Source organism: Pseudoalteromonas sp. SG45-1 (genome assembly GCF_014164135.1).
Taxonomy (GTDB): Bacteria; Pseudomonadota; Gammaproteobacteria; order Enterobacterales; family Alteromonadaceae; genus Pseudoalteromonas; species Pseudoalteromonas distincta.
Genome location: NZ_JACJEP010000031.1, coordinates 26,477 through 44,507 on the forward strand (window position 1 = coordinate 26,477; position 18,031 = coordinate 44,507).

17 protein-coding genes are annotated in these 18,031 nt (G+C 36.5%); 11 read left to right on the forward strand and 6 right to left on the reverse strand.

The annotated features are described in order from the left end of the window. Positions 1-266 precede the first annotated feature (266 nt). Positions 267-1,985, reverse strand: coding sequence for an AIPR family protein (locus H5117_RS18315; RefSeq protein WP_182734210.1), 1,719 nt, complete (start codon positions 1,983-1,985; stop codon positions 267-269). Between the two features lie 103 nt (positions 1,986-2,088). Continuing rightward, on the reverse strand, positions 2,089-2,979 hold the full coding sequence (locus H5117_RS18320) for a hypothetical protein (RefSeq protein WP_182734207.1): 891 nt from the start codon (positions 2,977-2,979) through the stop codon (positions 2,089-2,091). A gap of 544 nt (positions 2,980-3,523) precedes the next feature. Between H5117_RS18320 and H5117_RS18325 the strand changes: the two genes are divergently transcribed. Then, complete coding sequence (locus H5117_RS18325; RefSeq protein WP_002962239.1) at positions 3,524-4,333, forward strand: toll/interleukin-1 receptor domain-containing protein; 810 nt, start codon at positions 3,524-3,526, stop codon at positions 4,331-4,333. A gap of 142 nt (positions 4,334-4,475) precedes the next feature. Here the strand turns inward: H5117_RS18325 and H5117_RS18330 are convergent, their stop codons facing one another. Continuing rightward, a complete protein-coding gene (locus H5117_RS18330) occupies positions 4,476-5,873 on the reverse strand; it encodes a heavy metal sensor histidine kinase (RefSeq protein WP_010388405.1) in 1,398 nt (465 codons plus the stop codon). Next, entirely contained in the window at positions 5,863-6,549 is a 687-nt protein-coding gene (locus H5117_RS18335; RefSeq protein WP_010388408.1) for a heavy metal response regulator transcription factor, read from the reverse strand. Before H5117_RS18335 ends, H5117_RS18330 begins: the two co-directional genes overlap by 11 nt. Before the next feature lie 166 nt (positions 6,550-6,715). On the opposite strand from H5117_RS18335, the gene H5117_RS18340 reads away from it, so the two are divergent. The 9 genes from H5117_RS18340 (at position 6,716) to H5117_RS18380 (ending at position 14,170) form a co-directional block, all read left to right on the forward strand. After that, positions 6,716-8,539, forward strand: coding sequence for a copper resistance system multicopper oxidase (locus H5117_RS18340; RefSeq protein WP_010388409.1), 1,824 nt, complete (start codon positions 6,716-6,718; stop codon positions 8,537-8,539). Beyond that, the gene (locus H5117_RS18345) at positions 8,536-9,399 is read left to right on the forward strand and encodes a copper resistance protein B (protein WP_002963237.1); all 864 of its coding nucleotides are present in this window, start codon (positions 8,536-8,538) and stop codon (positions 9,397-9,399) included. The genes H5117_RS18340 and H5117_RS18345 overlap by 4 nt, the downstream gene beginning before the upstream one ends. A gap of 22 nt (positions 9,400-9,421) precedes the next feature. Further along, positions 9,422-9,829, forward strand: a complete 408-nt coding sequence (locus H5117_RS18350) for a copper resistance CopC family protein (RefSeq protein WP_010388411.1) — start codon at positions 9,422-9,424, stop codon at positions 9,827-9,829. 11 nt (positions 9,830-9,840) lie between these two features. Continuing rightward, the gene (locus tag H5117_RS18355) at positions 9,841-10,749 is read left to right on the forward strand and encodes a copper resistance D family protein (RefSeq protein ID WP_010388414.1); all 909 of its coding nucleotides are present in this window, start codon (positions 9,841-9,843) and stop codon (positions 10,747-10,749) included. A gap of 23 nt (positions 10,750-10,772) precedes the next feature. Further along, positions 10,773-11,261 (forward strand): DUF4440 domain-containing protein, encoded by a 489-nt coding sequence (locus tag H5117_RS18360; protein ID WP_002963057.1) that lies wholly within the window; start codon positions 10,773-10,775, stop codon positions 11,259-11,261. Between the two features lie 10 nt (positions 11,262-11,271). Next, on the forward strand, positions 11,272-11,790 hold the full coding sequence (locus tag H5117_RS18365) for a DUF411 domain-containing protein (RefSeq protein ID WP_002963058.1): 519 nt from the start codon (positions 11,272-11,274) through the stop codon (positions 11,788-11,790). 133 nt (positions 11,791-11,923) lie between these two features. After that, positions 11,924-12,436 carry a DUF305 domain-containing protein gene (locus H5117_RS18370; protein ID WP_010388415.1) on the forward strand — a complete coding sequence of 171 codons (513 nt, stop codon included), beginning with the start codon at positions 11,924-11,926 and terminating at the stop codon, positions 12,434-12,436. Positions 12,437-12,464: 28 nt separating this feature from the next. Further along, positions 12,465-13,196 (forward strand): MauE/DoxX family redox-associated membrane protein, encoded by a 732-nt coding sequence (locus H5117_RS18375; protein WP_002963060.1) that lies wholly within the window; start codon positions 12,465-12,467, stop codon positions 13,194-13,196. A gap of 566 nt (positions 13,197-13,762) precedes the next feature. After that, complete coding sequence (locus H5117_RS18380; RefSeq protein WP_024598543.1) at positions 13,763-14,170, forward strand: energy transducer TonB; 408 nt, start codon at positions 13,763-13,765, stop codon at positions 14,168-14,170. 672 nt (positions 14,171-14,842) lie between these two features. On the opposite strand, the gene H5117_RS18385 is transcribed toward H5117_RS18380, so the two are convergent. Continuing rightward, positions 14,843-15,040, reverse strand: a complete 198-nt coding sequence (locus H5117_RS18385; protein ID WP_002963063.1) for a hypothetical protein — start codon at positions 15,038-15,040, stop codon at positions 14,843-14,845. An 807-nt stretch (positions 15,041-15,847) separates the two neighbouring features. Here H5117_RS18385 and H5117_RS18390 point away from each other — a divergent pair. Continuing rightward, positions 15,848-16,726 (forward strand): hypothetical protein, encoded by an 879-nt coding sequence (locus H5117_RS18390; protein ID WP_002962291.1) that lies wholly within the window; start codon positions 15,848-15,850, stop codon positions 16,724-16,726. A gap of 35 nt (positions 16,727-16,761) precedes the next feature. Here the strand turns inward: H5117_RS18390 and H5117_RS18395 are convergent, their stop codons facing one another. Next, positions 16,762-17,715 carry a replication initiation protein gene (locus H5117_RS18395; protein ID WP_002962290.1) on the reverse strand — a complete coding sequence of 318 codons (954 nt, stop codon included), beginning with the start codon at positions 17,713-17,715 and terminating at the stop codon, positions 16,762-16,764. Between the last annotated feature and the right edge of the window lie 316 nt (positions 17,716-18,031).

The window sequence follows — 18,031 nt, forward strand, 5'->3', positions numbered from 1 at the left end:
GCTTCAAAACTACTTGATGCTTTCCCCCAAAGCTGACTATCAATGTATCTATTAAATTAACACCATCATGGAAGCGTGATGACAAGTCGGCCTGATACAAATCAGGTTCTATGCCCATTTGAATTAGATACTACCTAGATTCATCACTTAAATTCAATGCTCTCTCCTTGAAACATAACGCAGCACTAAGCGGACTAAAACTGCAGGTTCAGATATGTAGCAAAGCTAAAAATAACCCACAGTTTTATCTTTGTTTAAATGCCTTATTATATTTTCTCGCCTGCATACGCATTTAAAATTTGCTCAGTCATTGCTTTGGACTTCAAAGCTTGTTTATCTTCAATAGGAGCACCAGATCTCTCAATAATTGAAACAGCCGCTGTAAATAAGTTTTTATAATCATCATAATTATTTAATTTATCAATAATAGGATTACAATATTTCTCAACTTTTTTCTGACTATTTAAAGGGGGGAAATTATCACTAGAAGCCAACATTGGTACTAACATGGTTAAATAAAATTTAACCTTTCGATATTTTTTATCTATTTCTCCTGAATTGAATAAGGAATCTAATCGGTAATATGCAAGACCTGCTAGATAATATGGTGCAAACTGATGATCTTCTTCGAAAATACCACTACCAGATTTACCCATACTTTTTACTAAGTTACCAAAGTATGTTGTGACCATATGAGGGTTTTTATTAAACATTGAAGAGAATGACTTAAGCTGTATTGGTATTGTAATTACTTTTCTTTTAATCACATTTCGATCAGAGTTAAATTCCTTAGCCCGTCTTTCATAGTATAACTTTCCATCTCCATCAATTGCAGAGTAATAATGTTGCAAGTTTTTTTGAAAATCTGACATTGCAGATAATTGCTCTTTCTTAATGGCTGTTTGATTGTTTGTTGATACTGTAATTTTGGATTTTATATCCTCATTTTTAGTACCTATAAGCCTGAGCGGTATGAATATTTCACCAACTGATGGATTACTTCTATTTTCATATAAAACATTACTAGTTTGGCAGCCATTTACAATTTGATAGTCAATAATTGTGATTGTATTACCTGATGATTTTATTGAATCCGCAACTATTGTTATTCCGTTATTTAATACACTGAATAGGTTTGGTGAATCACCTTGAATTGTTTCTTGAATATTAGTGTTAACAATATTATTAGCGCCTTGAAAATCTCGAACATTATCATCAAAAACACTGCGAATATTACCATTTTCATCAACTAATATTTTTTCAAATTCAGCAAAAGGAATTACCCCATAGAATGATTCATCAATACCGTCTACTTCCGGCAATGTTACTTTATTAGGAAAAGAGAACCTTGAGCTAACAGGGTCCTTTGTTTTTCGATAAAGCTTACCTAATTCATTAGCGCCTAAGACATTAAGCTCAATAGATTCAAACAAATTATAACTTCTTAAATCTTCTTTAGCTGAATCAACAACAGCAGAAATATTAGCGTCTTCGTTAACAACCCCTGTAGTTACATAGTAAGTCCTACATTTAGGGTTTTCTTTAAAGTCAGATGCATAATCAAGTAAATAATCTGAAATTTCAGCAGCTTTAATTATATCTATATTTCTAGGTAACTTAGGGTTTTCAGAGAAAAAATCATTTACCCCGAAATAAAAAGCATGCATTTCTTTAGTATCAAATTTGCTTGATGTTTTAGCTTGAACAAATAAGTAGGTTACGTCTAAATAGCCGTTGCTGGATAATAGATCGTCAATTTCATCAGTATCTTCTACAAGGTGGCCGTTAACAATAATTGCTAATCCATCAATTCCTGTATCTGCACCTGCGCCGACGGTAATGGTTTTACTATCAAATGTTTTATTATATTCATTCGATAGTGCAACATAATTACAAAAAATTTCAAAGTCATCAGGTTCATTAGTCTCTTTTAATTCCTGTCCTCGTAGAAAGTCTTGTAATAATTTTTTAGTAATGCGATCCATTTATTTTGATTCCATACTCGAATTTGATTAAAAATATTTATCATCCCTATCTTTTAGGGATGTGATGTTTATAAAAGCGTCATTGAAATTATGTGTGTGAAATTCATTTCATATAATATGTAGCAGCATCTTTTACATAATTGGCAAAACAATTGAAGTGGGATAAAGGTATTTCATAATACTCTTGATTCCGTGAGCGTGGAGAACGATTTGGTAAATTAAAAGGAATACATAGCGGATCTGATTGCATTTGTGACAAAGCTTTATTCTCTGCGCTTTGGATATCATTTGTACCAAAAACACGGCACTCATGACCTAACTTGATATCCTCGGCTGTGATGGCACGAGTTGGATCTTTTTTTTCAGTCAGTCCTAATTTAACAACGATATATCCAGATCTATTTGCAGAGTATTTAGTTTCTTTTGCATAAACAACTCCTTTTTTAGTACTCTTCGTAGTCTTTAGGTTGAGTAATCCACTAGGTTTTTTAAGTTTAGCTAAATAGTCTTGAAAACTATCAATATCGCAATTAGAGAACTCTTCTAATATTTCTTTACCTTTATTTCTTGGCCAATTAGGAATATCAGATGGAGTTATCTTTTTTTCATGCAATTTATAAACTGAGAGAAGATCAACATACCTAAGTAATTTTTTATTGTCTCCATCATTCGGAAAAAATTTTGCTAAGCTACTTCCAATTTTTAACTGATTTGAATCAATTATTTTGAAAGCTTTTTGGAGCAAGTTCGAACGGTTATCTTTAGTACCGCTTTTGGGTTTACATTCATTAAACTTCAAGTTTAGTTCTTTAGCGGTCGTTTTTATAGAAATTGGTAAACGATTAATTAAACTTTCATTGATTTCTGCACGTTCCGTATTTCTACAAAACTCATAAAACTCACCAGGGCTAACCACCCCACTAAAGTAATTTGACTTAATATATTCATCAAACGCAGTAATTACAAAGTTCTCATTTTGAATTTGATTCCTCATACACTTCCTTTTGTCTCTAGATGATGATTCCCCCCTAAATACAGGGTTAATATAACAATTTAATAGTGCGCTCATCATGCGTATTTCTGCCGATACAAAGCCCATTCACTACTTTATATAGTTTTAGCAAATAACCTAAGGTATTACTATCATTAAGTTTTCTAAAACTTTAAAGAAAAGATAAATAGAGCAATATGCGCGCGTCGCTTATTTTCATGAATATATGCGCAAAGAGCAGTTTAACCAATCTATTAACAACGATATTTAGCCAATCTCAATGTCTGCTTATCGCTCTTTGCCGAAGTTCGCCTAAGTGCCATGAGCGGGCATTAAAGCGTAACTCGTTTCTGCCCCAAAACGTGTTGAGGCGAATGCCTCAAAAGAGCGATTACCGGCCATTGAGGTTGGTTAAATACAATGGAAAACTGTGATAGTAATATCTAAAGTTATTTGTTAAAACTATATAGATTATAAAGGCGAGCTTTACATCCGCTCAGATGTGCCCTTCGAACACTAAGAAATGTTAAGCATTTAAGGAATAAATTTGAAACATCCCAAATATAAAGGTGTTAACTTTCTAGATGCAGAAATACGAAAACTTGAACAAAATGTAATTACTAGAGAGATAGAGTTCGAGTGGGCAGTAAAAAAATTAAAAAATGCAGATCCTTATGACGATATACATAAATTAAGGAAGGCCTTAAAAAGTAAAGAAAAGTCTGTTATTAAAGCTAGACGACAAGTTAAGTCAAAAATAGCTCAAAAAACCAGAAAGTTAGCTGAGCGAAATAAAGAAAAATTTGGTGGTAAAGTTCAAAAAAGAAAGAATATTGCACTTAATCAATCATTAAATGAAGAATTAAAAATTCAGGGAAACATATTGTCTCAATTAAAAAATATGCCGATCAGTTTTGCTAAGGATTTAACTAAGCAAGATGGTAAAGCAAGCGACTTATTTATTTCACACGCCTCTGAAGATAAAGCTGATTTTGTGAAATCATTAGCAGATGAGCTCATAAAACAGGGAGTTTCAGTTTGGTATGATGAATACGCACTAAGAATTGGTGATAGTTTAAGGAAGTCCATTGATAAAGGCCTTTCTCAATCTAGGTTTGGTTTAATTATTTTATCTAAAAGTTTTTTCGAAAAAAACTGGACACAATATGAACTAAATGGATTAGTCGCAAAAGAGATGGAGGGTGAAAAAGTCATTCTTCCTATTTGGCATAATATTAGTAAAGATGAGATTATGAAGTTGAGTCCTACGCTTGTGGATAAGTTTGCTCTTAATTCAGCAACTAATACGGTATATGAAATTGCAGAAAAAGTTGCAGATGCCGTAAACAACGCGTGAAAGCTAATTAATTAGAAAATCCCTAAGAGAGAATAAGAGCAAATTTTGGCTCATGAATCTCATTATCGAACGTCTGCAACTGGCACTTAGCTGAACTTCGCCAAAGAGCTACAAGCAAACATTGAGTTATTGGTTTTAATAATTAGCTTTTAACTAAATTTAAATAAACTTTAAAGCTGGTAGTTTGATTATTTGAACTGACCTCTATATCTCCACCGTTTGCTTGCGCTAGAGCTTTAACTATTGCAAGCCCTAAACCTGCTCCGTCACTGTGTCGTTGCCGCGACTTATCAGGTCGATAAAAGCGGTCAAATAAATAAGGTAAATGCTCAGAAGGTATTCTCTCCCCTGTATTAATCACTGAAATGCATATTTTTTCAGCGGTGGTCATTTCACTGTTTACAGTGATTGATGAGCCTTTTGGAGCGTACCTAATTGCATTGGATAGTAAGTTTGATAATAATTGACGAAAGTGTAATTTGTCACAATAAAAACAAAGGTTTTGACCTTTTTTATTAAATGCAATCAATGAGTCTTCAGCCAAAGCGTCAAAATACTCAAATAACACTTCAATTTCATCATGGCTTTTTAGAGTGTTTTGAACTGGTTTAATTAGCCCGTTTTGAGTTTTGGCGAGCCAAAGCATATCACTAACCATTTTCGTTAATCGCTCGAGTTCTTCTAAGTTAGAAAATAATAATTCTTGATACTCTTCCAACTGCCTTTTTTTAGATAATCCAACCTGTGTTTGAGTAATTATATTCGTTAGTGGAGTTCGTAGTTCATGAGCAATATCACTAGAAAAATTTGATAAGCGAATAAATTCACCCTGGAGCCTGTCGAGCATTGAGTTAAACGACTGCACCATATTAACAAGCTCAATAGGCACTTTATTTTCATCGAGCCTTACATCCATTTTATTAGTTTGGATATCGTGTATTTTCTGACTTAAACCTCGTAAAGGGTTTAATCCTTGATGTACAGCAAACCAAGCCACCAATGAAATGAGTACCGCTGAGCCAAACATAATGGCCCAAAGGCTTTGTTGAAATTGATTGAGAAAGTGTAAATGAAAGCTCATGTCTATCGCTGTAGTAATTTTGTATTGCTGTTGCTCAGTACTTAAATTACTCACCAGAGCTCGGTAGGTGTGGGTATCATTTTGCCATGAGGTAATGTTGTTACGGTTAAAGCCAGTTGAAGCCTTAGCACTCATTACAAAATCACTAAAATCTCGTTCAGAGCTTTGAAAAATGAGATCTCCTTTTGCGGTATTTACCTGATAGTAAACACCGTGATGACCCGCTACAGCGTTAGATAATTCATTTTTAAATTTCAGGTTTGATTTATAGTGTTGTCTTAAAACTAATTCAATAGATTGATTAATAACATGCAGTTCACTACTATCTTGCTGGAAAAAATGATGTTTTATCGAACTATTTATTAAGGTGGCAACTAAAGTTAAGCACGCAATAACGGTTACAGCCACAAACAACACAACACGCATCGTAAGTGATAAAGGCCGTGACTTAATAGCCATCAGTTTCAACCTCTAATTTATAGCCCATACCGCGAACTGTATGAATTAATTTAATAGTAAAGTCATCATCAACTTTTGCTCTTAGCCTACGAATGGCAACATCAATCACATTGGTGTCGCTATCAAAATTCATATCCCATACTTGAGAAGCAATTAACGAACGTGGCAGTACTTCACCTTCGCGCCGTAACAATAGTTCAAGTAAGCTAAACTCTTTATTACTCAATAAAATACGCTTGCCTGCACGTTGTATTTTTCGCTTTGGAATATCCATTTCTAAATCAGCAACGATCAGTATATCGTCAACTGTTTGTACTGCACCACGGCGAATAAGAGTGCGTACTCTTGCTAAAACTTCAGCAAAAGCAAAAGGCTTTATTAAATAGTCATCAGCACCAAGTTCGAGCCCCTTTACTCTATCGTCTATGCTATCGCGAGCAGATAAAAATAGTACTGGGGTTTTGTTATCTGCTTCACGTAGCGACTGTAAAATTTTCCAACCGGATACGTCAGGTAACATGACATCAAGTATTATTACATCAAATAATTCGGTCATTGCTAGGTGATGACCGTCAAGACCATTGCGCGCCAAAGAAACCTGAAAACCAGCTTCACTTAGTCCCTGTTTTAAATAATCTCCCGTTTTTGCTTCATCTTCAACAACTAATAAGCGCATACAATTCCTTCATTAAAGTCCTAACAACTACCTCTGCAAATATTATGCAGTATCTGTCACTACAGCAACATGACACCAAGATTACAACTTTGTAATGTTCGCGTCATGTTGAAGACAGGTCTATTTTCTATACTCAATACATATTCTGCTATGAAGGAGTAAGGAAATGGGGTTTAAAAAGTCATCACAACAGGTTAGCACACCACGAAGACGATTTGTTCAAGGCTTAATTGCAGGAGGTGTACTTGCTGCTTTTCCGAGTGTATTACATGCTGCATCATCTTTAGTAGCAGGAACAATAACAGGCACTGTGCCCGAACTTAGCGGCGAAGTAATTGATCTGGTTATAGATGAATCGCCGGTTAACTTTACTGGCGTAGTACGTATGGCGACAACTATCAATGGATCTATACCCGCTCCTACCTTGCGCCTCAAAGAAGGCGATGACGTTACTATTAGAGTAACAAATAAGTTATCAGTACCGAGTTCAATTCATTGGCATGGCATTATTTTACCGTATCAAATGGATGGCGTACCAGGTATCAGCTTTAAAGGCATTATGCCGGGCGAAACCTTTGTTTATAAATTTAAACTGCAACAAAGCGGTACATATTGGTATCACTCACATAGTGGCTTTCAAGAAATGACAGGCATGTACGGTGCATTAATTATTGAACCGCGAGAAAACGATATTATTAGTGCAGATAACGAGCATGTTATTCAATTATCTGATTGGACTGATGATGACCCAATGGCGCTGTTCCGTAAATTAAAAGTACAGAGTGATGTATTTAATTTCAATCAACCCACTGTCCCAGAGTTTTTCGATGACGTTTCAAGCAGCAGTATTTCAAATGCTCTACAGCGCCGAAAAATGTGGAATCAGATGCGAATGAATCCTACAGATTTAGCTGATTTATCTGCATCAGCAATGACTTTTTTAATGAACGGTAGTACTCCAATGGCAAACTGGCGTGGATTATTTAAAGTCGGTGAAAAGCTTAGGTTAAGGTTTATTAATGGCTCTAGTAATAGCTTTTTTGACGTGCGTATCCCCGAGTTAAAACTAACGGTTGTACAAGCAGATGGGCAAAACGTTGAACCAGTGACAGTTGATGAATTTAGATTCGGCCCTGGTGAAACCTACGACGTAATTGTTGAGCCTAAAAATGATGCCTATACGATTTTTGCTCAAAGTATGGATCGCTCTGGTTACGCAAAAGGAACTTTATCAAGCTCGCCTAATATTGATGCGCCAGTACCTGCACTTGACCCTGTTGAATGGTTAACGATGACCGATATGATGGGCAATATGACCCACGGCGGTGAGCACTCTGCAATGGCTGGTATGGCAGGCATGTCAGGTATGAACTCTAAAGAAATGGATCATAGCGCTATGGGCCACGGTGCAATGGCGATGGATCATAGCAAACATGGTATGTCTGAAAACCCATTAGCGGTTGCCAGCTCTAAAGTGCGTCATGCAAAAACGGAGTATGGAGCTTCAGTTGATATGCGCGTTGATATGCCTAGAACAAATCTTGATGATCCTGGTATTGGTTTACGTAAAAATGGTCGTCGTGTTTTAACACTTGCAGATTTACACTCACTTGAAGGGATCACTAACCAGCAAGAGCCAGAAGCTGAAATTGAGCTGCATTTAACCGGAAACATGGAGCGTTATAGCTGGTCATTTGATGGCTTAGAATTTGGTAAAAGCACGCCAGTGCATATGAAGCATAACCAACGTTTAAGAGTTATTTTACAAAACGATACCATGATGACGCACCCTATGCATTTGCATGGTATGTGGAGTGATTTAGAAAACGAGCAAGGTGATGTGCAAGTGCGACGTCATACGATACCTGTTCAACCCGCACAAAGAATCAGCTTTTTAACCACCCCTCACGATGTAGGTCGCTGGGCTTGGCATTGCCATTTATTATTCCATATGGATGCCGGTATGTTTAGAGAGGTAGTCGTATCATGAAACAATTAAAACTATCTAAATCATTAGGTTTATTAATGTTAACAGGGGCTTCATTAATTAGTTTCCCTTTATTAGCGCAAAGTGAAATGGCACAAATGAATAGCGCTAAGATGCAACCACAAGGAGGAAGTGCACCTAAAGATGCAAGAGACCCCCATGCTTACTCTGCGGGAACAACTTTAACAGAAGGCCCATATGCGCTTGAGGGCAATGAGCGATTAACACTCGCTGATGAGCATCCATTTTACGCATTACTAGGCGATCGTCTTGAATATAACGAGCAAGCAAACGCAGGTGTATTTGACTTACAAGCATGGTACGGCACTACCTTTGATCGATTGGTAATTAAAACCGAGGGTGATTTCAGCGAAGGAAGTATTGAAGAAAACCAAACCGATATTTTATGGGGTCACGCCGTATCAGCATATTGGGATACTCAAGCAGGTGTTCGTCTTGATTACAATAAAGAAGGTGAAAATCGGCAATGGTTGGCTTTTGGCTTACAAGGTTTAGCCCCTTATTGGTTTGAACTTGATATGACAGCATACGTAGGTGAGCGAGGCAATACCGCATTTACGTTAGAGGCAGAGTACGAACTATTACTCACGCAAAAGCTAATTATACAACCGCGAGCCGAAATTACACTTTATGGCAAAAACGATAAACAAAACGAACTTGGAAGTGGCCTATCAAGCAGCGCGATTGGCTTTAGGGTTCGTTATGAATTTACACGCCAGTTTGCGCCCTATATTGGCGTTGAATGGAGCAATAAATTTGGCAATACCGCCGACTATGCCACATCAAGTGGACAAAGTAGCAACAACACCGCATTTGTTACGGGTATTAAATTTTGGTTTTAATCATTTTAAATAAGAGGTAATTATGAAGTTTTTTAATTCTGCAGTAGCTATTTTAGGTTTAGTACTTACATTTTCCGCATCAGCGCATATATCACTCAAGCAATCAACACCTGCGCAAGAAGCCATGTTAATGAAAAGCCCAGAGCAACTTTCGTTAACTTTTGGTGGTGAAGTAAGGCTAGCAAAAGTCATCATCAAAGATGAAAAAAATAAATCAATAAACTTTGATTTCAAACCAAGCTCTACCCCAAGCACAGACTTTAGTTGGTCATTGCCGAGCTTAGTCCAAGGCACTTACACGGTTAAATGGACAGCACTGGGTGGTGATGGACATAAAATGACCGACACGTTTAGATTTATGGTACACAAAAGTGAATCGCATAAGATGATGCAAGTACAATCTAATACCCACAGCAAACATAATCATTAAGTAGCAACATAATGCAATTAAGTGAATGGTCAGTACTCTTACTATTATTAAAACTAGCAAGCTATATCGCAATTTCAGGGCTTGCGGGCACTTTATTAATGCGCTTTATGTGTGGCAACAGCAATGTTGCAGGGCATCACTTAATTAGCTTTTATCAGTTCTTAAAACGTTGGCAAATTACGTGTGTAGTTACAGGTAGTATTGCTGCACTTTTACAAGTACCAATAGAAGCTGGAGCAATGGCTGAATCAGGCTTTATGGGAATGTTTGACCCCTTTATGCTTGAAATTGTTTGGCAATCAGTCATAGGTGACCAAGCAACGTTTAGAATACCAGCGCTTATTATTGCTCTAATTAGCGCATGTATGTGGAGTGTGGAATCAGATGATAACGTAGCAGGTTATAAAAACGTTGCCGTTATACTAATCATGCTTGGGTTTATCGCTTATAGCTTCACTTTTACTGGGCACAGTGCAAATGAAAATGGGTTAGTGAAAAGTATTTTAACCTTTCACCTTATTGCCATTGCGAGCTGGTTAGGGTCATTGTGGCCGCTTTACAAAAGCTGCACTTTACTACCTACCAGTGAAGTAAAGCGGTTAATGCATTACTTTGGTCAACTCGCTATTGTTATTGTATTTGTACTACTTATTTCGGGCTTAACTCTGCTCCTGCAGTACCTAGAGTCATTTTCTGCATTGTTTACATCAAATTATGGGCAACTAATTTTATTAAAGCTGTTACTCGTCAGCGCGATGCTGTTACTAGGTGCATGGCATAAGCTTTTTTTAGTCCCGCAAATCACTCAACAACACCATATAAGTATATTAAAACGCTCGATCACTGTTGAAATATTAATTGCCCTATTTGTACTTATTACAACAAGTGTATTTACAACACTTGTTGGTCCGCCTATTTAACGATTAATAAAAAAGGAAAATGTATGTTAATTAAATCCTCTAATTTAAAAATTTTATTGCTACTAATTTTTAGCGCTGTTAGTTCTTTTGCTGTGAACGCACACACCCATGAAGAGCACACAAAAAAAGGCTGGGTCTTTGTTAATGTTGATAGCGAAGCTGCAAAGGCAGTTAGCTTATTTCATGCATCCCTAAAACAAGGCGATGCCAAAGGTGCCCGTAAATTACTGGCCGACGATGTCGTCATTTTTGAAGGCGGAATTGTTGAGCGTTCTGCAGATGTATACGCGAACCATCATATGATAGCGGATATGAAATTCTTAAGTGCAGTTGATAGTGAACTGCTAGAGCATCAAGTTCACACAAATGGAGACATAGCTTACTCAATTTCAAGAAGTAAAACTCAAGGAAAGTATAAAGGGAAAGATATTAAGTCTACGGGAATGGAATCAATCACATTAAAAAACACCGATAAAGGTTGGAAAATCACTCATATTCACTGGTCTAATTAAGGAGTTAACAATGCGAGTAATCTACATTACCTCAGCGTTTTTTTTATCATTAACTATGTCATTTTCGGCAATGAGTATCGAAAAACAGCATAAAACATCAATAATCTATGAAAATTCAGAAAAACCTGAAATTGAGCTTACCGTTTATAAAAGTAAAAATTGTGGATGTTGTAATAAGTGGATTGCTCATTTGAGTGAAAACAATATTCAAACAAAAGCAATTAACGTTAATGACATGGGGTCGATTAAATCTCAGTATCAAATAAAACCTAATATGCGCTCATGCCATACAGCCGTGTCAGCCGATGGATTTGTATTTGAAGGTCATGTTCCCGTTAAACATATAAAACAGTTTTTATCTGGGCAACACGCTCCGCACATTACAGGCTTAAGTGTACCAGCCATGCCTATTGGCACTCCCGGAATGGAAATGGAGGGTATATTTCACAAATATAATATTGAACTACTCACTGACAACTCAAATGAAGAAACCTACAGATACATAAGTAAATCCAGCGAGCAATTTTAGCCTAACGGCATAATTCTTGAGTTAATTATTAAATACCCATTTTACACAACAGGAAACACTGATTTGTGAGCTTGATAGTGTAAAAATTACTCACATGTAAAAACAAAATACAAAACTTTTAAGGAGCAATACAATGTCACACTATTCAAAATTTTTTTTAATGATAGCAACATCCACAATAACCATGTTTGTATTGATGTATTTGAACACCTACCAACTTAGTCATGTTTATTTTAGTGAAACTCGTACTTATATGGCGCTTTATATGGGAGCCACGATGGCAGTGATAATGCTACTTTTCATGCTCAATATGTATAAAGATAAAAAGAAAAATATAACAGTACTCATTGCTAGTGTTGCCGTATTTGCAGGAAGTTTATTTTTAGTTCGCTCACAAGTGACTGTTGATGATAGCTCATGGATGTCGGCGATGATCCCACATCATTCAATTGCCATACTCACCAGTGACAGGGCAAAAATCAAAGATAAACGCGTTCAAAAGCTTGCTACAAATATAATTGAAGCCCAAGAGCGAGAAATAAAAGAAATGCAATGGCTCCTAAAAGATATAGAGCAAAACGGCATTGCACAAACCAATGCTCAAGCACAATTAAGAGCTGTTCCAGATTTCAATTCAAATAAATAAATAAACCGCATAACATAAGGAGTAAAGCATGAGTAAATCAGCCCAACTTTTTAGAATGGCAACAGATGAGCATATTTGTCCGTTTGGTTTAAAATCAAAAGACCTACTAGAGCGAGAGGGATATACAGTTGATGATCAGCTTTTAACTTCTCGAGAGCAAACAGATGAATTTAAAAAACAACACAGTGTAGAAACTACACCTCAAGCATTTATTGATAATAAACGTATAGGTGGCTACGACGATTTACGTGATTACTTTAATAAGCCACAAGCAGCCCAAGAAGGTACAACTTACACGCCCGTGATTGCGATTTTTTCGGTTAGTTTTTTGCTTAGTGTGGCATTTAGTTTTGCATCGGATAATAGCTTATTATCAATGCAAACCGCTGAACTGTTTGTAGCCCTAACAATGGCAGTGTTAGCAATACAAAAGCTTCAAGACTTATTTAGCTTTACTAATTCATTTATAACCTATGACTTAGTCGCTATGAAAGTAGTCAGGTACGCTTATGTTTACCCATTTTTAGAAGCATTTGTTGGCATTGGAATGATAGCCGGGTTACCAGCCTATATTATTGCCCCTATTTCATTATTCATAGGTGGGGTTGGTGCTGTTTCAGTGATAAAAGCAGTCTATATAGATAAACGAGAGTTAAAATGTGCGTGTGTAGGCGGTGACAGTAACGTACCACTAGGGTTTATCTCTCTAACAGAAAACTTATTTATGATAGCTGCCGGTATTTGGATGTTTGTTAGGTAAATAACAGCTTTAATTTAAAAATATGATGACGAGCTTATTTATAGCACGAACCAGATTCAGTAGTTGAGTCTGGTTCTGCCTGAACTTAAAATGCCATCAATTTGCTCTGGCTTCTCTAAGGTATCTTGAAGTTACAACGAGACTAAAGTTTTTTATCAATTGCATGATTTAAAAAAGCACTAGCCCTCTAATTTTATTAAATAGATCTAATCTAAATTTGATTCCAGAATTCTTTTGGCAATAAATTTTTAATCATCCTAGTGTTTAAGAATTTATAAATTTAATTAATAAATTTTGTGAAATTTTTCTAGTCCGCTTAGAGCGATAAGCGGTCGTTAGCAGTTACTTTTCAATTTCGTCAAAATATATATTGCCTGCATAGTCAAGAAAACGACCGAATCGCTCGTTTTTGTCCTGAAGTAAAAACCAGAACTACTGTATTTTGGTAGTGCTGGCAAATAGTTAAGAAGTTTGTTACAAGTGGGTAATTAAGATAAACGAGCGACGCTGTGGTAGAAGAACGTGCGATTCGCTCGCTATAAACATCCTATATGCTCTAGGAAATTATGAAATATCTAGTCAAACTTTATCTTGTTTTGCTCATGGTGGGCTGCACTTCAACTATTCAGCATGAATTACCTGGAGAAAAAATTTCAACTAGAAAGGCTGCAGATTTTAATGAAAAATCTGATGTTCCAAAGTGGGTCAGTAAGAATAAGAGCCTAATTGAATCACATTTATTTGTTTGCGAAACTTGTTTCGGTCACAAAGTGCAAGTGCATATAAATATTGATGATAATGGTTATCTAAAGTTTTCTAAAATCGTGCGTTCTACGGGCCAAAAAGAGCTAGAAAAAGAAGCGTTAAAAGCCATTAAATCTTCGGAACCGTTTGATATTTCGTACCTAAGTGAAGCAGACAAGAAAGTAGTACAAAATATAATATTTACCTTCGCCCCAGAAAAGAACACTTAACAAGTGACTAAGGTTATGAGTGTCCGCTTATGGCACTCTCCAGCCACTCGATAAAATAATAATTGATAAAGTGTTTTTCTCCGCCTGATGGCTCTTAGCTTATCCGACCTACTCTGGCACTAACTGAAAATACTCTTACTCTAAATTTAAAGTTAAGCTCTAATCAAAAAATATCAATTTTTGTGCCCTACTTTGCTTCAAATTGTAGTTATTATTCTCAATCTGTGACTCAAAATCAGCTTAAGTGATGGTACCCACAAACCCAAACCCGATATCTTATATTTCATAATTTATACGTTGATATTTGTCGAATTAAAATATTTTAACTAGCTTAAAGGCTGGCTGGTCAGTAACTTACATACATATAAAACTAAAAAGCACCCTGATTAACTCAGAGCGCTTTGCGTTTAGGACAAATAAACAAGGGTTATACAAATTTAATAAGGAGATGCTTAAGCATGACCTTCATGCTTGGGGTGTTACTTTTTCGATAATATTCGTAGTTATAGATACCTGTTATCATTCTAGTGCAAAAAAAACTTAGAGCGATAAACCAAGCGAAGTTTTCAGTGGATTGGAACTGTAAACACAATATAGCTGAGCCACTAAATGCGATAATCGAATAGGTAATTTCTATTCGATATTGGCTAAAAGCCTTTAAAATTTTGGACATTAAAAACCGTCATCAAAAGCATCAAAAGAATCATGTTCTATAGAGTCACCTATCGACTCTTCAATTTCATAAACAGTCATTACCCTGTCTGGCTGGCCCACCACATTGCCACCAACATCTACGATATTAGTACTGGCATTTGTGATAGGTAGTCCTGTTGTTGGATTAATAGCAATATCATTAGCGTCGTTTTTCATTTTTAAACCTTAATAATCATTAATTAATGCTTTCAAATTTAATGATTTCGTGATAAAAAACAAACTTGTTTGACTGCGCAGCTCAGCAACAAACAGTTTGAATAAGGCATTCACTTTTCTTCTATTTTCACTTAATTTTTTTAGTAAAAACCCTCTCCTCTTTATCTAAAAAGTTTATTAATAAGTTTAATTTGAAGGCGGCTTTTGTCTGCAAGACAGGTTTTTAGATCGCATTTTTCGGCACGAAAAACTGCAAAATAGCGCCTCAGAATGAGGCCAACAAGCGCGTAATGTGGTGTAGGCGAAGCCGTAGACACATGGAGAAAGCGCGAATGTACAGCTGGTCTGTACTGACCGCGATAGTGTTTCGCATCAGCGAAATTCGATTAAAATTTGGCACAAATTGATATCGAACCATAATTTTCGTCAGAAAATAAAAGCGAAGAAAAATGCGGATAATGGGGCACCCATCGCATTGTCTGAAGCGGCAGTATGGCGGTCAGTACAGAGCGTAGCTCGGTGCATTCGCGCTGGGTATAAAACGCTAGCGCGATAGCGCGTTGAGCCAGCTCGTTGCGGAGCAACACCAGAGCTGACGGGCGTTTTAGACCTATGGTTGAGTAGCGAAGCGACGAGGCCATCCGCTGAAAGCGGCTTTTGTTGCGATAATTATCGCGACAATCATTCCGTACATGCTGCCAGAGCATCTCGGAATGAAAAACGGCAATATAATTATAAAATGATGATAATTTTTGTGTTGCGGTGCTAGTTAATTTTAATAATTAACTCACCAAAAGGATTTTTGAATTGACTCAGCAACCATCAAAAGATTTAGAAACGAAAAACCCGCTTCATACTCACTACCCTCGCTATTTTGATATTAATATGCGGTATTATCTAGGCGAAAATAACCACCAAAAAGGGGTTAACAGAACCAAGGTCTCGGTGCTTATTGCAATTCGGTTTTCTATTGTTACACCAGGCATTGTGCGTTGGCTCTACGGCATTAATCATCGCCTCGCGTTGGAACACCTAAACAGGCTAGAAAAAGATGGTTTACTGCGTGTAGTAAAAACACACCGCAGTCCAGATGGTCGCGTCTATGTGCCTACCTATACTGCTGCCAAATTTGCCGAGGAGTTAATGGGCATCGACGTGTATTTTAGGAGTAATAAAAACCCTGCTCTGCAGTTCAACCAAAATAATGTAGCACACAACCTTATAAACGCATTTGTAATGTTGCGCGGTATACATAATTATCACAGTGATGAAACGTACGCCCCAATGTGGAGTGGATTCATTACCGAGCCTGAATTTAAACGTATTAATAACCTATCTGATGCACGAACTGTGGATGGTGCTGTGCGACTCCTAGATGGCTCTGTTGCAGCAGTTGAAATTGAGCATTCATTTAAAAATAAAACGGCACGACAGGTCATTTTACTAAAATATTTGGCCTCGTTAAAAAAAAACGATTACAGTAAGATTTTTTTATTCTCTCAATCGGTCAAAATTTTTGATGACATTAAACGACTCCACGAACAACTATTTGAGGAAATGCCGCAACGTTTTGACAAGAAGACACGAGCACCACTTCTCAGTGAGAGCGATGCTGAGCTGCTGCGTGCCTCAATAATATACCGAACTAAATTGTGCTCTGAAATTGAAAAAATGTTTTACTCGTAATGCAGTAGTATCAACATTGAGACATCATGATTATTTTATTTATTCAATTGTTTAGAGTAAAAAATCTTAGCTTCATCGTCACCAATGATTTTTGCATACGTTATACAGCGCCTTATATCTGCTTTTGCCAATCTAAAAGCGGGGTTTTCGTTTTGGTTTGATAGCTCATAATTTCCTAATCGATTGAGGTTTCCCCGAGCCCACACACCCTCAGCATGCGACCCCTTATTGACTTTAGGGCGACGAGATAGTCTTGGCCTAGCAAACTCTTCACTTTCACTAGAGCATTGAGTAAAATAGGAAAATTCAATGGCAGTAATACAGTTACCCATTTTTTTAGGCTTAAACGTTACGCGTACATCTGTGTGGGCATTAATTTTTTCAATAGCAGGTAACAGGATGCGGTTTTTAAAATCGCGCCATGCTCCATATGATTCAGATAAAAATAATTTTTGTTTCATCTCTGGCAACTGAAAATTCACAACTACCGCGCCCTGTCGTTTGTAATTTTTATAATTTCGCACCTCGTTTAGGAGTGCATACAACCGAAATGATGCTAGGCTGTTTAATTTTACTGTGTTATGAAAAAATAACCTTGTGAAATTTTTCTCTATATTAAAAATATACGGCTCGATTTCTTCTGAAAACTCAAGTGTAATGAAAGACCCTTGATTTTTCACCTTTTCGTATGAAGCGCTACTCACCCAAGGAATTGAAAGCGACTGCCCGCTATCGTCTAAAATGCTTACAGATTTATCTCTGAGTGACTCTGCGGCAGAACTCAGCTGCTCATAAACGCTGTACTTACTCAGGCCGAAACACTTGGCATATTCCGTTGGATAAATCAGAATTTTTCCTGGGTTAGACTTTTTGGAGTTTACTTTAGACAGCGCGAGATTTATTAATCGCTGCTCATTAATATCGAGCGAATAACCCGCATGTAACAGCTTATTGCCGAAAACAATTCTTGGAGAATTTTTACTACTCATTTCTCTACCTCATTTCTAGTTTATGCTGTTATGCTAACCGCGGCTCAACGAATAAAAGAAATTTCGGTAAGTTTTTTGGTAAAAAAAGTTTTATTTATTTACAGTGAAAATGGCCCCCTAAACCGTATAAATTGCCTACTCATTTCGTATAAAATGCCACAATAAACATATAAATTGCCCACCAAAACAGTAAATATTTTATTTAATTTCAATAAGATAACCCCCTCTAAAAGTATTAAAATAGAAAAAATAAAAATACAGGCACATTTGCAACTTTTATAAATTTATTAATTCATTTCTGACGGTTAAAAAATAA

What these genes read in the sequence shown, in the direction of transcription:
- H5117_RS18315 (WP_182734210.1), bottom strand. Translation starts at nt 1,985, where the DNA reads ATGGATCGCATTACTAAAAAATTATTACAAGACTTTCTACGAGGACAG.
- H5117_RS18320 (WP_182734207.1), bottom strand. Translation starts at nt 2,979, where the DNA reads ATGAGGAATCAAATTCAAAATGAGAACTTTGTAATTACTGCGTTTGAT.
- H5117_RS18330 (WP_010388405.1), bottom strand. Translation starts at nt 5,873, where the DNA reads ATGGCTATTAAGTCACGGCCTTTATCACTTACGATGCGTGTTGTGTTG.
- H5117_RS18335 (WP_010388408.1), bottom strand. Translation starts at nt 6,549, where the DNA reads ATGCGCTTATTAGTTGTTGAAGATGAAGCAAAAACGGGAGATTATTTA.
- H5117_RS18340 (WP_010388409.1), top strand. Translation starts at nt 6,716, where the DNA reads ATGGGGTTTAAAAAGTCATCACAACAGGTTAGCACACCACGAAGACGA.
- H5117_RS18345 (WP_002963237.1), top strand. Translation starts at nt 8,536, where the DNA reads ATGAAACAATTAAAACTATCTAAATCATTAGGTTTATTAATGTTAACA.
- H5117_RS18350 (WP_010388411.1), top strand. Translation starts at nt 9,422, where the DNA reads ATGAAGTTTTTTAATTCTGCAGTAGCTATTTTAGGTTTAGTACTTACA.
- H5117_RS18355 (WP_010388414.1), top strand. Translation starts at nt 9,841, where the DNA reads ATGCAATTAAGTGAATGGTCAGTACTCTTACTATTATTAAAACTAGCA.
- H5117_RS18360 (WP_002963057.1), top strand. Translation starts at nt 10,773, where the DNA reads ATGTTAATTAAATCCTCTAATTTAAAAATTTTATTGCTACTAATTTTT.
- H5117_RS18365 (WP_002963058.1), top strand. Translation starts at nt 11,272, where the DNA reads ATGCGAGTAATCTACATTACCTCAGCGTTTTTTTTATCATTAACTATG.
- H5117_RS18370 (WP_010388415.1), top strand. Translation starts at nt 11,924, where the DNA reads ATGTCACACTATTCAAAATTTTTTTTAATGATAGCAACATCCACAATA.
- H5117_RS18375 (WP_002963060.1), top strand. Translation starts at nt 12,465, where the DNA reads ATGAGTAAATCAGCCCAACTTTTTAGAATGGCAACAGATGAGCATATT.
- H5117_RS18380 (WP_024598543.1), top strand. Translation starts at nt 13,763, where the DNA reads ATGAAATATCTAGTCAAACTTTATCTTGTTTTGCTCATGGTGGGCTGC.
- H5117_RS18385 (WP_002963063.1), bottom strand. Translation starts at nt 15,040, where the DNA reads ATGAAAAACGACGCTAATGATATTGCTATTAATCCAACAACAGGACTA.
- H5117_RS18395 (WP_002962290.1), bottom strand. Translation starts at nt 17,715, where the DNA reads ATGAGTAGTAAAAATTCTCCAAGAATTGTTTTCGGCAATAAGCTGTTA.